Source organism: Psychrobacillus sp. NPDC093200, from assembly GCF_050280345.1.
Taxonomy (GTDB): Bacteria; Bacillota; Bacilli; order Bacillales_A; family Planococcaceae; genus Psychrobacillus; species Psychrobacillus faecigallinarum.
Genome location: NZ_JBNNVC010000009.1, coordinates 42,346 through 56,312, shown reverse-complemented (window position 1 = coordinate 56,312; position 13,967 = coordinate 42,346). Strand labels below are relative to the sequence as shown.

The window sequence follows — 13,967 nt, the reverse complement described above, 5'->3', positions numbered from 1 at the left end:
AATCGGTGGCGGCTTTTTTGTATTAAGAGAAAAAGGCCGAAGGCAATCATCATTATCTAAGCAAGTGTGCGAGAAAGCAGAGGGGCAAAGAGTTCAAGGAAGCAAGGAAGAGAGGCTCGGAGCGTATAGCATACGCGAGAACCGATCGACTGCGGCTGACGAAGAAATCTGCCGCCCATCTGGTTTCGCAGCCGCGCCGATGGTAGTTGGGGGTTCCCCTGCAAGAGTAGGACGTCGCTGGTACATAGAAAGTCGTCACCAAGTGACTTTTTGTTTTGGTTTAGTTAATTACAAAGAGAAAGACCAAAGGAATATATAATTAGAGTAAGCATCTTTAAATACAGCCAGATAGATAAAATAATCAATTCTTTATAGAGTAAATGACACCTTCCTATTATTTCATATGCATTTCTTACATATGAAGTGTTCTATTACTATTAAATAGAAAATAAGCAAGTAAGACATGAATAAAGAAACAAGGATTATCCTCAAGACTCTTGTGTAGTCAAAGGGAGGACTCTCGCTCAAAAAAATCCTACTATTATCTTATAATCAAAGATCATTCAAAGTCATTAAAAGAAAATGACACCCTTCAAAAAATTTCCCGGAAAATAAATATATATTATAATATCCATCTTTTTAGGCCAAAAATAGGTTCAAAACATCTACTCCTATTTCATGTATAATAGAAAGATAATAAAATTTCGTGGGGTAAAAAAAATGCATGAAAAACGTCCATTAGTAGAAGCATTAGAAAAATTTCATAATCAAAAAAATATATCCTTTCATGTTCCTGGTCATAAACATGGACTCTTATCTAACCTTCCAGCTCCTATTAAAGGTGCACTGTCCTACGACTTGACCGAATTAAATGGTTTAGATGACTATCATCATCCTGAAGAAGCTATTAAAGAAGCAGAAGAATTACTGGCATCTACTTATGGAGCAAAAAAAAGCTATTTTCTTGTGAATGGAACAACAGTTGGAAACTTAGCGATGCTATATGCTACCTGTCAGTATGGAGAACAAATAATTGTTCAAAGAAACGCCCATAAGTCTATTTTTCATGCAATTGAATTAGTAGGCGTTGAACCAATTTTTGTCTCACCGGAATGGGATGATCGTACAAAAACAGCCACTTATGTATCGGCAGAATCTATTCAGATTGCCATAGAAGAGTTTCCACAGGCAAAAGGTGTAATACTTACTTACCCAAGCTATTATGGAATGGCTTCGGAGGAGATAAAAAAAATTATAGACTACTGCCATGCAAGAAACCTTCCAGTATTAGTGGATGAAGCACATGGTGCCCATTTCCTAGTTTACAAAGGACTACCACAATCCGCTCTTCAATATGGTGCAGACATAGTTGTTCAATCGGCTCATAAGACATTGCCGGCTATGACGATGGGATCTTTTTTGCATATAAACTCTTCAATTATTGAAGCGCCCCGAGTAAATAAGTATTTAAGGATGCTTCAATCAAGCAGCCCTTCCTATCTACTGATGGCTTCACTAGACGATGCTAGGAGCTATGTGCAAAGATACAATGAAATGGATTTCAAGCAGCTACTATATAAAAGAGAGCTATTTAAACAGGCATTACAATCGATTAAACAAGTGGAGATTATAGAGGTAGATGATCCATTGAAACTGTTAATGCGTGTGGGAGATTATTCTGGATTTCAAATTCAAAGGGCGTTACAAGATCAGCACATTTACGTTGAGCTTGCTGATACATATCAGGTTTTAATAATATTACCATTATTGAAAAAAGAGCAAGATTATCCTTTTGCAGAAGTAAGAAAGCGTATAAAAATGGCAGTAGATGAGCTTCAAAAAGAGGAGCCGATAGTTCCTAAGGCAATATCAAAAAGTTCTTTGAAAACAGTATCTACGATTGAAATGAATATAGGTTTGTTAAACTGTAAGCAAGGAGAATGGATTCCCTATGCTCGGTCAATAGGTAGAATTGCAAAAGGAATCATCATTCCATACCCACCTGGTATTCCATTAGTTATACCAGGGGAGAAAATTACGATCTCTATGTTAACAGAGCTAGAAGATTGGATTGATAAAGGTGCTTTCTTTCAAGGAGAGCATAAGCTTGCAGAAAAGCTAATATATGTAGTGGAGGATTAATAGTGCAGAAAAAAGGGTATTTTATATCAAGTGAAGGTCCTGAAGGTGCAGGGAAAACAACTGTTATGCAATTACTTGGGGAAAGATTAGTGAAAGAGGGCTACGATGTTGTCATGACAAGAGAGCCTGGCGGTATTAAAATCTCCGAGAAAATTCGTAGCATAATTTTAGATAACGAGCATACAATGATGGATAGCCGCACGGAAGCTTTGTTGTATGCAGCGGCTAGAAGACAGCATCTAGTGGAAAAAATTCAACCTTCCCTAGAGGCTGGAAAAATTGTTATTTGTGATCGTTTTATCGATAGCTCACTTGCATATCAAGGCTATGCAAGAGGAATTGGAGTAGAGGAGATATTATCCATTAACCAATTTGCAATTGGACAAACGATGCCAGACAAGACGCTTCTATTTGATATTGAGCCGAGTCTTGGACTGAAGCGAATTAATGCTCATAGCACCAGAGAGAAAAATAGATTAGACGTGGAAAGTCTTTATTTCCATCAAAAAGTGAGAAAAGGGTACCTATCATTAGTGGAACAATATCCTGAGAGAATACAAGTGATAGATGCCTCTAAATCATTGGAAGAGGTGTTGGAAGAGGCTTATAAAATGGTAAAAATGGAATTAGGAATTTTTAGGTAATAAATGCTATAATAAAATAAACAGAAAATAAAAGTAGGAGTGAGTAGCGATGAAATTAATAGTAGCTGTAGTGCAGGACCAAGATAGTAATAGATTATCGAATGCGTTAACGAAAGCAAAGTTTCGAGCGACAAAACTTGCTAGTACAGGTGGATTTCTAAGATCTGGGAATACTACATTTTTAATCGGTACAGATGACTCCTTGGTACCTTCTGCGTTAGAACTAATAAGAGATAATTGTCGTGCCCGGGAGCAGATGGTTGCTCCGGTTTCTCCTATGGGAGGAAACGCAGACTCATATATACCGTATCCGGTTGAAGTAGAGGTCGGTGGAGCAACGGTATTCGTACTCCCAATTGAACAATTCCATCATTTTTAATAATGAAGGAAAGGACAGAAAACGTTGAAAATTAATCAAGATTTACGAGTAGGGATAGATAAAATACGTAAAGATTCTATACAGAATAATACGAATTCGGCAAAATTTGGGCAAATGGTAACGAAGCATGACCAAAGAATGCAAACTGAAGCTCTGACTAGGCTGTTAGGTGATATTACAACAGCTGGTGATCGTCTAGCTCGGTCAAGAAACCTACGTGATATGGCAAAGTTTAAAATGCTAATTAAAAAGTTTTTGGAAGAAGCAGTAGATTTCGGTATGGGGTTAAAACAGTCTCATACGTGGAATAGATTTGGTGAAGGTAGAAAGCTAAAAATAGTAGAGACAATTGATGAGAAATTAGTAGAGCTAGCGGAAGAAATTCTAAGCCAAGAAAAGAGTTCCATTGAATTGTTGGATAAAATAGGTGAAATTAAAGGCTTACTTATTAATTTGTATACGTAGAAGCTCCCGTGTTTTCGCACAAAGCGAGACACGGGATTTTTTAGAAGATAGGAAGTATATGCTTTTTTGCAATTTATTTATTCGGTGTCTAGCTTCAGGAGCTTACGTTTTTATGAGAAAGGTGGAACAAGATTGAGCATGGTAGAAGAATGGTCAATACAAAACATAGAAAGAATGCAACCAGTAGCTATAAAACATATTCAATCTATTGTAGCTAAAAATCGTATTGGACATGCTTATATAATTGAAGGGGCCAAGGGTACAGGAAAAACAAAGGTTATGCAGTTTTTTGTACAACTGATGTTTTGCGAGAATTCGACAGGAAATGTTCCATGTGAAACATGTCGAAGCTGTAAAAGGCTAAAATCGCATAATCATTTAAATCTTAGTCAGATAGAGCCAGATGGACAAAATATAAAAAGAAATCAAATAGATGATCTGATACATGAGATGAGTAAAACCTCTTTAGAAAGCGGAAGAAAAGTTTATGTGATCCATGAAGCAGACCGATTAAACATTAGTTCCTCTAATACGCTGCTAAAATTTTTAGAGGAGCCACAAAGTGAGATTACAGCAATTTTATTGACAGATAAGATGCATGCTTTGCTTCCAACTATACGTTCAAGATGTCAGCATATCGGCTTGGCTACTATGCCTCAATCGATATTAAAGCAGAAGTTAATAGAGGAAGGAATCACAGATTCTATGGCTTCCACTGTAAGTAGAATGACGAATGAGGTAGAAGAAGGTCTAAATTTAGCGAAAGACGAGCAATTTGGACTTGCAAGGAAATCAGTGTTAAAATTGGTGGAAGCAAGTGAAAAAAGTGTTCAAGATGCATTAATGTGTATTCAAGAAGATTTTGGCCCACTTCTAAAAGAAAAGGAACAAGCAGAACAAGTATTAGATTTACTACTATTTGCTTATCGTGATATAGTAGCTATAAAAGCAACTCCACTCGCAGTTTGTACTTATCCAGATATGATTTCTTTTTGGAAACAGGTAGCATTGTATAAGACATACGAGCAATTGTCTAAACAGTTAGAACTAATTTTAGATGCAAAACAGAATTTGCATAGGAATATGAACCGGACACTGATGATGGAGCAGCTAATGCTTAACCTGCAGGAGGGGTATAGTTTTGTATAAAGTTGTAGGAGTCCGCTTTAAAAAAGCGGGTAAAATATATTATTTTGATCCAGTGGATTATGATTTAGAAAAGGATGATTATGTCATCGTAGAAACTGCTCGCGGGGTAGAGTACGGAAAAGTTGTCGTACCTATTAAGCAAGTAGGAGAAAATGATGTAGTTTTACCTTTAAAACAAGTAGTACGCCCTTCCACAGAAAAGGATCGAATCCAGGTGGAAGAAAATCGTTTAGAATCAGCTCAGGCATTAGCTCTGGGGACTGAAAAGATACTACAAAGAGAATTAGAGATGAAGCTTGTTGATGTTGAATATACATTCGATCGCAACAAAATAATCTTCTATTTTACAGCTGAAGGACGAGTAGATTTTCGTGATTTAGTAAAAGATCTTGCTTCAGTCTTCAGAACACGAATTGAACTTCGACAAATTGGAGTTCGAGATGAAGCTAAAATGTTAGGCGGCATAGGGCCTTGTGGAAGAATGCTCTGCTGTTCAACCTTTCTAGGAGATTTCGAACCAGTGTCTATTAAAATGGCAAAGGATCAAAATCTATCTCTAAATCCTTCTAAAATTTCAGGTTTATGCGGCCGATTAATGTGTTGCTTAAAGTATGAAAATGATGAATACGAGACGGCAAGAGAGCAAATGCCTGACATTGGTGATAGAATTGAGACACCAGATGGATATGGAAAAGTTGTCAGCATGAATATTTTAGAAAGAATTTTACGTATTGAGTTGGGCGATCCTTTACGTGTGTTAGATTATACGTTAGATGAGATTGTAAACTATGCTAAAAACCCAGTTCAGTGGACGGGGCAATGAGGTGAATAGGTGATGGACCGTAATTTTTTGGATACAATTATAGAATTTGAAAAACAATTAGAGTCCACGCAACTCCAGTTTCGCGCGTTGAAAGAGTTTGTAGCGATTATGATAGAAGAACGACAAGCGTTACAAGAAGAAAATAATCATTTAAGACAAAGGCTAGATGAGATACATGAAAAAGAAGCAATGGACGAAAAGATACGAGAAAATCGATTGAACAAAGCTGATATAGGAGAAGGCTATGATAACTTAGCTAGGCTATATCAGGAAGGGTACCATGTATGTCATGTTCACTTTGGAAGTCCTCGTAAGGAGGAAGATTGTTTATTTTGCTTATCTTTTTTAAATAAACAAAATGTCTAATCAATTGACTGATGCCACTCCATAAGGTGGATGTCAGTCTTTTGTTTTTATGGAGGTAGGATTTATGGAACAATGGCTCAAGGATGATGAAAGGCTAGATTATTTATTGGCAGAGGAATTACGAATCATACAAAGCCCTTCTGTTTTCTCCTTTTCCTTGGATGCAGTATTACTGGCTCGATTTACATACGTGCCGATTAAAAAGGGAAAAATAGTTGATTTGTGTACAGGGAATGGTGCAATCCCTCTATTCCTAAGTGCTCGGTCAAAGTCAGAAATAATAGGTATTGAGTTACAAGAAAGATTAGCCGATATGGCAATTAGAAGTACCAAATACAACCAACTAACCGATCAAATTCGTATTATACAAGACAATGTTATTGGTATCGCAGGAAAATTAGGTTCAGAGAAATACGATGTGGTTACCTGTAATCCCCCTTACTTTCCAGCTCATGAAGCAAGTGAAAAAAACCTAAAGGAACATTTGGCCATTGCTAGGCATGAAATTCATCTAACCTTGGAAGAGGCTGTGCAATCTGCGAGTGAGCTGCTAAAGCAGGGCGGAAAAGCAGCATTTGTACATCGACCAGGTAGATTGTTGGACATTGTTACTGCAATGAGGGCCAATCGGTTAGAACCAAAACGTATTCGCTTTGTGTATCCAAAGAAGGGGAAGGAAGCAAATACATTATTAATAGAAGGAATAAAGGACGGTAAGCCTGATTTGAAGATTCTTCCTCCTTTATATGTGTACGAAGATGATGGTAAGTACACAGATGAAATAAAAGAGATGCTCTATGGAGACAAATAAAATTCATACCTTCTATGTATTACAATGTAAAGACGGTTCCTATTACGCCGGTTATACGAATGATTTAACGAAGCGGATTAAAACTCATAATGAGGGAAAAGGAGCCAAATACACACGAGCAAGAATTCCAGTTCAGTGCGTATATAAGGAAACCTTTGATACAAAGCAAGAGGCTATGCAGGCGGAGTATGCTTTTAAACAGTTAACTAGAAAGCAAAAAATAGCCTATATGAGAGGAGAGTAAGGAAATGAAATCACAAAAATCTACTGAGCACGAACAGAGTAGCTGTTTGTATTTAGTGGCAACTCCAATTGGCAATTTAGAAGATATGACTATGCGGGCTATTCGTATTTTGAAAGAGGTAGATTACATAGCAGCAGAGGACACAAGAAACTCAAAAAAACTATGTAATTATTTTGAGATATCTACCCCTTTAATGAGTTATCATGACCATAACCAACAAGTTGGCGGAGAAAAAATATTAGAAATACTGAGAGAAGGAAAACAAGTAGCTTTAGTCAGTGATGCTGGTTTACCTTGTATCTCAGATCCAGGAGCAGATATAGCAGCAAAAGCTATAGATGAAGGATTTGCGGTTGTCCCGGTGCCAGGAGCCAACGCTGCATTGAGTGCACTAATAGCTTCGGGTATGTCAACTCAGCCATTCTTTTTTTATGGATTTCTTAGCAGAAATAAAAAGGAACGAAAAAAAGAAATTACATTGCTCCAAAAGAGACAAGAGACGATACTATTGTATGAAGCTCCACATCGCCTGAAGGATACATTAAAAGATATACAAGCGATCATGGAAGGGTCACGTCGCATTGTGTTAGCTAGAGAACTTACTAAAAAGTTTGAGGAATTTTTAAGAGGAACGGTAGAGGAAGCATTAGAATGGGCCGAGTCTAATGAAATTCGTGGTGAATTTTGCATTGTGCTAGAAGGCAATGATACAGAAGAAGTACTAGAAGAAGAGGCATGGTGGATTAATTTAAGTATTGAGGAACACGTGGAACATTTAATGAATGAAAAACAATTAAAATCGAAAGAAGCTATTAAAGAGGTGGCTATTCAAAGAGGACTATCTAAAAGAGAAGTTTATCAAAGCTATCACGTAACATAATAAAACATCCGCCATAAGTTATGAACGGATGTTTTAATTAAGTAATTATTTTAAGCTGCTTTGAATTTCTTTGATTAACTGTTCTGCACCTTCTGGGCTAAGAATCAGTTTACCACCAACAAGACGAAGGTTTTCATCTGATACTTCACCAGTAACTGCACAAGTCATATTTGGCATATATTTTTTTAAGATGATTTTATCATCGTCAACATATATTTCAAGCGCATCTTTTTCAGCTATACCTAGTGTACGACGAAGTTCGATAGGAATAACTACGCGTCCTAATTCATCAACTTTACGAACAATACCTGTAGATTTCATTATTAAAGTTTCTCCTCTCAAGAGTGTATATTTTTCGCCAAAATTCGACATTAACCTCTTTTATGTACTTAATCATACCAAGTACTACCATATTGGTCAATAATTATTCTTCTGTTTTCATTAGATTTGATGATAAAAATATGACTACGCTTACATAATATTCCTCTAAAAAAGATGAATTATATCATTCTTAGGAATAATATTGATATTTTTGGAAATAATATGTGGAATAAATATAATTCGACAAAAATGCTTAGATGAATAGATTGAAACCCATAACCCATTTAGATAAAATGAATATTATAGAAGATTCAGCATTGGAGGCAGCAATCATTGAATGCACAAGACAAAACTTTTTATATAACGACACCAATTTACTATCCGAGTGGTAAATTCCATATTGGAACGGCTTATACAACTGTAGCTTCCGATGCAATGGCAAGATATAAACGCTTACGAGGTTATGATGTACGTTTCTTAACAGGTATGGACGAGCATGGACAGAAGATACAGGAAAAAGCCCAGGAAGCTGGAATGGAACCACAAGCTTACGTAGATGAAATTGCGGAAGCTTCTAAGAAAACATGGGCGACTATGAATATATCTTACGATGACTTTATTCAAACTACGGAAAAACGCCATACTCAAGCGGTAGAGAAAATTTTTAAAAAGTTCCTAGATAACGGAGATATTTATAAAGGTGAATATGAGGGTTTATATTGTACTCCTTGTGAATCTTTTTTCACAGAAACTCAATTAGATGAAGGAAACTGTCCTGATTGTGGTAGACCTGTTCATAAAGTAAAGGAAGAATCCTATTTCTTTAATATGAAGAAGTATGCTGATCGCTTGCTAGATTACTACGAAAATAATGTGGAATTTATCGAGCCAGAGTCTAGAAAAAATGAAATGATTAATAATTTCATCAAGCCAGGCCTAGAGGACCTATCAGTCTCCAGGACTTCCTTTGATTGGGGAATCCATGTTCCAGGGGATGCGAAGCATGTTATTTACGTATGGGTGGATGCTTTAACTAATTATATTACTTCACTAGGTTATATGTCAGATGATGATTCTCTATTCAAAAAGTACTGGCCTGCAGATGTACATGTAGTAGGGAAGGATATTGTACGTTTCCATACAATCTATTGGCCAATATTCTTAATGGCTTTAGACTTACCTCTACCTAAAAAGGTTTTTGCACATGGTTTTATCATGATGAAGGACGGTAAGATGTCTAAATCTAAAGGAAACGTTGTATACCCAGAGATGCTAGTAGAGAAATATGGCTTAGACGCTACTCGCTATTTCTTACTTCGTGAGCTTCCATTTGGTCAAGATGGTGTATTCTCTCCAGAATCCTTTGTAGAACGTACAAATTTTGACCTTGCAAACGACTTAGGGAATCTATTGAATAGAACAGTTTCTATGATTAATAAGTATTTTGGTGGTCAGATTCCTGTAAAACAAGGAGAACCTACTCAATTTGATAGTACATTACAACAATTTGCTAAAGAAGCAATTGAAAAATATGAATTAAATATGGAAAAAATGCAATTTAGTATTGTATTGGGAGAGCTTTGGTCTCTAGTATCTCGCACTAACAAATATATTGATGAGACACAACCATGGGTGCTTGCAAAGGATGAGGCTACTAAAGCGCAGCTAGCTAGTGTCATGACTAACCTAGCAGAAAGCCTTCGCCAAATAGCTACATTAATACAACCATTTATGCCTAACAGCCCAAAAGAAATTATGGAGCAGCTGGGATTAACAGAAATATATCTAGAATGGGATAAGTTAGGGAAATTTAATGTTATTCCAGAAGGTACACAAGTAATAAGTACAGGAGTACCGATTTTCCCTCGCTTAGACGTAGATGAGGAAGTTGCTTATATTCGTGAGAAAATGCGAGGTTCTGTTATGACTTCACAAGAAGAGGCGAAGGAAGAACCAGAAGAAGAGCAAACAGAGGAAATCTCAATTGACGATTTCTTTAAAGTTGATCTACGTGTAGCAACTGTTTTAGAATGTGAAGCAATCCCTAAAGCAGACAAGCTACTTAAATTACAATTAGATTTAGGTTATGAGAAGCGCCAAGTAGTATCTGGGATTGCAAAGCATTATAAGCCGGAGGAACTTATCGGTAAGAAGGTAATTGTAGTGGCTAATTTAAAACCAGTTAAACTTAGAGGAGAGCTATCTCAAGGTATGATTTTGGCTGGTGAAAAAGATGGATTTTTAACTCTAGCAACTGTAGATGAAAAATTAGAAAATGGTGCACAAGTAAAATAATTGATTATCCAAAAAACTGTCGCATGAGCGGCAGTTTTTTTGTACTAATAAAGAGAATTTTTACTTTGAAAGCTTCTCCTTGGTGAAAGGTGGAAAAGCTGTAGTGTCAATTGTGTAGCAGTATTCAAAAATAAAACGCCTTTGTTAAAGGCGCTTTAGTAAATATCTATTTGAGGTATTACCTTAAATATTAATTGTCAGTACAACTTGGACATTAATTGTTGAAACTGCAGGTGACGATTCCAGTGGGATGAGTGAGACAGAAAGCCTTCACAAACATGCGTGAGCTTGTAGCGATGGCTTATCCGCTCTCCCCACTTAAAACTTCCGCCCATAGCAGAAATCAAATATACGTTATTCTCTTCCATATTTCTTTAATATCGATCTTCATCGGAAATTGAATTTAATTCATTTAGCATCCTTTTTATGGGATGTCGGTTGATCAACAAATTGATCAACTTGCATGGTTAGTTCTTCCACAAGCTCTTTAAGTAACTGCTTTTGCTCAGTGGATAATTTTCCTTTAACATCATCTAGATTTACGCCATTTTTACGCAGTGTATCACTTACTATTAAATCAATGACCTTTTCAGGAATTGCATTTTTTTTAGGTAAATCGCTCACGTCCATCACTCCTTCTTGTAATATCATTTGTATTATTATATGCAACTATGAATTAAGAGGAGACGAGGGATGTTTTTCGTTTTCCAAACCTACTAATTTTTAGACTCATTAAAAATCTTAGCTGGAGGTTAAATAGAAAATATTTTAAACATATAATCGCTCGAATCCATTTTGAGCGTACTATAATTATATTTAAGTTTTTCTAGACTCTTCGATTTATTTTGAATTTATTATAGAATATCTAACCTAGCTACTAAAGCAAGAAGGATTTGAAGCATTGCCTGAATGTTCACTGCCAAGTCGGTATCAGTGGTTGTAACTGTTATATTTCTTGACCCCTCGACAATCGTTTTTTGAACGTTTCGTTGTTTAGTTTTTATAAATTGTTTCATATCTTGAGCAACTGCTCTAGCTTGATCTGTATCTCCTAGAGTAACGCTAATAACTGCTGCAATTGCAGCTTGAATTCCTAATTGTAACGACAAAGCTGCTTGGGTATCTGTTGTTTGAATTTCAACACCTTCTGAATCCCTTACAATAATCCATTCATATGATTGTTGCTTATTGGAAACGATTTGTTCACCGTTTTGCTGAACATCCGCATTGTTATTTCTGGTGTCATTGCAATGATCTAATGCTCTCCATTTATTCATATTTTCACCTCTTTTCATTTTATATTAAATTTAAAGAACATCTAATCTAACTACTAATGAAACCAATACTTGTAGCATTGCCTGAATATTCACGGCCAAGTCTGTATCAGTAGTTACAATGTTAACGTCATTTGAGTTATCAATAATGATTTTTTGTCTGTTGGTTTGTTCATCATTAAATTGTTGAAAAATGTCATTTGCAACAGCTTGACCCTGATCAGAATCCCCAATTGCAATACTTACAACTAGAGCAATTGCAAGTTGTAAGCCTACTTGAAGGGATACCGATGCTTGAGTATCTGTTGTCTGAACAGTAATGTTGCATGAATCCTTAATCCAGATTAGTTCATCGGATTCTTGGTCTACAGATGAGACCTGATCAAAATCTTCTAAGACCGTTGCTTCACTAAAGTCATTATTATAATGCCAGTGATTCTTTTCCAGGGTGCTATCCTCAGAATTAAAGCCGTTACAACGTTGGCAGTTCCTTACTGGATAATTACTTTCGTAACTACAATGTTTACATTTCCAGTGACTCATATAAAATCTCCTTTCCTATTTACTAGCTTGGTTGTAAAAAATGCTTAATTTGCAACCTCACTTCTGTATCATATGAACAAGTTAATTACTGACATAGTTTTTTTGACTATCTAAAAAAACTATGTTTTTTTAAAATGAATATCTATTTTTAGAAGAAATCTTAAAAGTACAGTAGGTGTTTTAAAAACCCAGATTTAATCTGGCCTGAGGACTTCAATATAGGGAGATAAACAGTTTGATTATGGTGGAAGGTATAAATGATTTAGGAATTTTGTGTATTAAAGTTGATCATGAAGGAATGCGTTATCAGGAGGAAATTAGATGAGAGATTGGACATTTTTATATCTATTAAATTAATGTCATTAATAAAGCAATATAAAATTTTTCTCCAAAGAGTAGTTACCTATATAAAGCATAAAAACGAGTCATTATTAATGACAAATACCCTATTTATGGTATTGTTTTAAAGTTAATTAACAAATTATTTAATCGTAATTTACCTAAAGAAAACCTTTCCTATTTAAAATTATTTAAGTCAATTTGGTTAATAATATTAAATCGATTAAGTTCCTAAAACATCTAAATAGTATTCGATAAATACTATTTTTAATTGAATATTTTTGGGAAACTTGTCATTTTATAAGGTAAAATTAATCAAAATAATTGAAAAAATGACTCATTTAATGTAAATGTAATAGTATTGTGATGATTGTAAACAAATAAAAAAGTAAAATGAAGCTCAGATAGGAGAATGAATATGCTAATAGATACACATGTCCATTTAAACGCAGACCAATATGACGAAGATCTTCAGGAAGTAATTCAAAGAGCCTTGGAGGCAAATGTGAACAAAATGGTCGTAATTGGTTTTGATCGTAAAACAATTGAACGTGCAATGGAGTTAGCAGAAAAATATCCGTTTATTTACGCAGTAATCGGCTGGCATCCCGTGGACGCAATCGATTGTACTGAGGATGATTTACAATGGATTGAAGAGTTATCTGCTCATAAAAAAGTAGTAGGTATTGGTGAAACAGGGCTAGATTATTATTGGGACAAGTCTCCAAAAGAAATTCAGCAGACTATCTTCCGCAAGCAAATACGTTTAGCACAAAAGGTAAACTTGCCAATCATCATACATAATCGCGAAGCAACAGAAGATGTAGTAAGAATTCTTAAAGAGGAGGAGGCTCATCTTACAGGTGGGATTATGCACTGCTTCGGTGGAAGTGTAGAAACAGCTAAACAATGTATTGATATGAACTTTATGATTTCACTTGGTGGACCAGTAACATTTAAAAATGCCAAAAAGCCAAAAGAGGTGGCAACTGAAATTTCTTTAGATCATTTGTTAATCGAAACGGATGCTCCTTATTTGGCCCCACATCCTCATAGAGGTAAAAGAAATGAACCGGCACTTGTTGCCCTAGTAGCAGAAGAAATTGCACGATTGAAGGGTATCTCGGTTGAAGAAGTAGCTGAAGCAACAACCCGTAATGCCAAGAGGTTTTTCCACATCGAAGACTAAAATTTATCTGTAATTTTCAATTGGTATACGCACAGTTATGTAAAAATTGGTAAAAACCTAAAGTGTTGACAAGCTTAAAAGTACTCTATATAATCACACGAGT

At 35.7% G+C, this 13,967-nt stretch carries 17 protein-coding genes; 13 read left to right on the top strand and 4 right to left on the bottom strand.

All coding sequences use genetic code 11. The features are described 5' to 3' along the window. The 11 genes from ACQKNZ_RS19795 to rsmI form a co-directional block, all read left to right on the top strand. A partial coding sequence (locus tag ACQKNZ_RS19795; protein ID WP_427661413.1) for a hypothetical protein occupies window positions 1-319 on the top strand: 319 nt, incomplete at its 5' end. Window positions 320-720: 401 nt separating this feature from the next. Next, window positions 721-2,142, top strand: coding sequence for an aminotransferase class I/II-fold pyridoxal phosphate-dependent enzyme (locus tag ACQKNZ_RS19790; protein WP_427661411.1), 1,422 nt, complete (start codon window positions 721-723; stop codon window positions 2,140-2,142). 2 nt (window positions 2,143-2,144) lie between these two features. Next, complete coding sequence (gene tmk, locus ACQKNZ_RS19785; RefSeq protein WP_427661409.1) at window positions 2,145-2,786, top strand: dTMP kinase; 642 nt, start codon at window positions 2,145-2,147, stop codon at window positions 2,784-2,786. Window positions 2,787-2,835: 49 nt separating this feature from the next. Further along, window positions 2,836-3,165: a cyclic-di-AMP receptor gene (locus ACQKNZ_RS19780; RefSeq protein ID WP_151111872.1), complete on the top strand. Its 330-nt coding sequence runs from the start codon at window positions 2,836-2,838 to the stop codon at window positions 3,163-3,165. A gap of 24 nt (window positions 3,166-3,189) precedes the next feature. Continuing rightward, window positions 3,190-3,630 (top strand): YaaR family protein, encoded by a 441-nt coding sequence (locus ACQKNZ_RS19775; protein WP_151111870.1) that lies wholly within the window; start codon window positions 3,190-3,192, stop codon window positions 3,628-3,630. 138 nt (window positions 3,631-3,768) lie between these two features. Continuing rightward, the gene (gene holB, locus ACQKNZ_RS19770) at window positions 3,769-4,779 is read left to right on the top strand and encodes a DNA polymerase III subunit delta' (RefSeq protein WP_144541583.1); all 1,011 of its coding nucleotides are present in this window, start codon (window positions 3,769-3,771) and stop codon (window positions 4,777-4,779) included. Beyond that, entirely contained in the window at window positions 4,772-5,602 is an 831-nt protein-coding gene (locus ACQKNZ_RS19765) for a PSP1 domain-containing protein (protein WP_151111868.1), read from the top strand. The genes holB and ACQKNZ_RS19765 overlap by 8 nt, the downstream gene beginning before the upstream one ends. A 9-nt stretch (window positions 5,603-5,611) precedes the next feature. Continuing rightward, window positions 5,612-5,968, top strand: coding sequence for a DNA replication initiation control protein YabA (gene yabA, locus ACQKNZ_RS19760; protein ID WP_144541563.1), 357 nt, complete (start codon window positions 5,612-5,614; stop codon window positions 5,966-5,968). A gap of 64 nt (window positions 5,969-6,032) precedes the next feature. Beyond that, complete coding sequence (locus tag ACQKNZ_RS19755; RefSeq protein ID WP_151111864.1) at window positions 6,033-6,779, top strand: tRNA1(Val) (adenine(37)-N6)-methyltransferase; 747 nt, start codon at window positions 6,033-6,035, stop codon at window positions 6,777-6,779. Beyond that, window positions 6,766-7,023 carry a GIY-YIG nuclease family protein gene (locus ACQKNZ_RS19750; RefSeq protein ID WP_151111862.1) on the top strand — a complete coding sequence of 86 codons (258 nt, stop codon included), beginning with the start codon at window positions 6,766-6,768 and terminating at the stop codon, window positions 7,021-7,023. The genes ACQKNZ_RS19755 and ACQKNZ_RS19750 overlap by 14 nt, the downstream gene beginning before the upstream one ends. A gap of 4 nt (window positions 7,024-7,027) precedes the next feature. Beyond that, window positions 7,028-7,903: a 16S rRNA (cytidine(1402)-2'-O)-methyltransferase gene (rsmI, locus tag ACQKNZ_RS19745; RefSeq protein WP_144541557.1), complete on the top strand. Its 876-nt coding sequence runs from the start codon at window positions 7,028-7,030 to the stop codon at window positions 7,901-7,903. 45 nt (window positions 7,904-7,948) lie between these two features. Here the strand turns inward: rsmI and ACQKNZ_RS19740 are convergent, their stop codons facing one another. Beyond that, window positions 7,949-8,224 (bottom strand): AbrB/MazE/SpoVT family DNA-binding domain-containing protein, encoded by a 276-nt coding sequence (locus ACQKNZ_RS19740; RefSeq protein ID WP_144541581.1) that lies wholly within the window; start codon window positions 8,222-8,224, stop codon window positions 7,949-7,951. Window positions 8,225-8,557: 333 nt separating this feature from the next. Here ACQKNZ_RS19740 and metG point away from each other — a divergent pair, with 333 nt between their 5' ends. Then, entirely contained in the window at window positions 8,558-10,519 is a 1,962-nt protein-coding gene (gene metG / locus ACQKNZ_RS19735; RefSeq protein ID WP_427661405.1) for a methionine--tRNA ligase, read from the top strand. Between the two features lie 408 nt (window positions 10,520-10,927). On the opposite strand, the gene ACQKNZ_RS19730 is transcribed toward metG, so the two are convergent. The 3 genes from ACQKNZ_RS19730 to ACQKNZ_RS19720 form a co-directional block, all read right to left on the bottom strand. Beyond that, entirely contained in the window at window positions 10,928-11,143 is a 216-nt protein-coding gene (locus ACQKNZ_RS19730; RefSeq protein WP_225216180.1) for a spore coat protein, read from the bottom strand. A gap of 230 nt (window positions 11,144-11,373) precedes the next feature. Continuing rightward, window positions 11,374-11,796, bottom strand: a complete 423-nt coding sequence (locus tag ACQKNZ_RS19725) for a spore coat protein (RefSeq protein WP_151111857.1) — start codon at window positions 11,794-11,796, stop codon at window positions 11,374-11,376. A 30-nt stretch (window positions 11,797-11,826) separates the two neighbouring features. After that, window positions 11,827-12,336, bottom strand: a complete 510-nt coding sequence (locus ACQKNZ_RS19720; RefSeq protein ID WP_427661402.1) for a spore coat protein — start codon at window positions 12,334-12,336, stop codon at window positions 11,827-11,829. A gap of 757 nt (window positions 12,337-13,093) precedes the next feature. Between ACQKNZ_RS19720 and ACQKNZ_RS19715 the strand changes: the two genes are divergently transcribed. Continuing rightward, window positions 13,094-13,864 (top strand): TatD family hydrolase, encoded by a 771-nt coding sequence (locus ACQKNZ_RS19715; protein ID WP_144541549.1) that lies wholly within the window; start codon window positions 13,094-13,096, stop codon window positions 13,862-13,864. Window positions 13,865-13,967 lie beyond the last annotated feature (103 nt).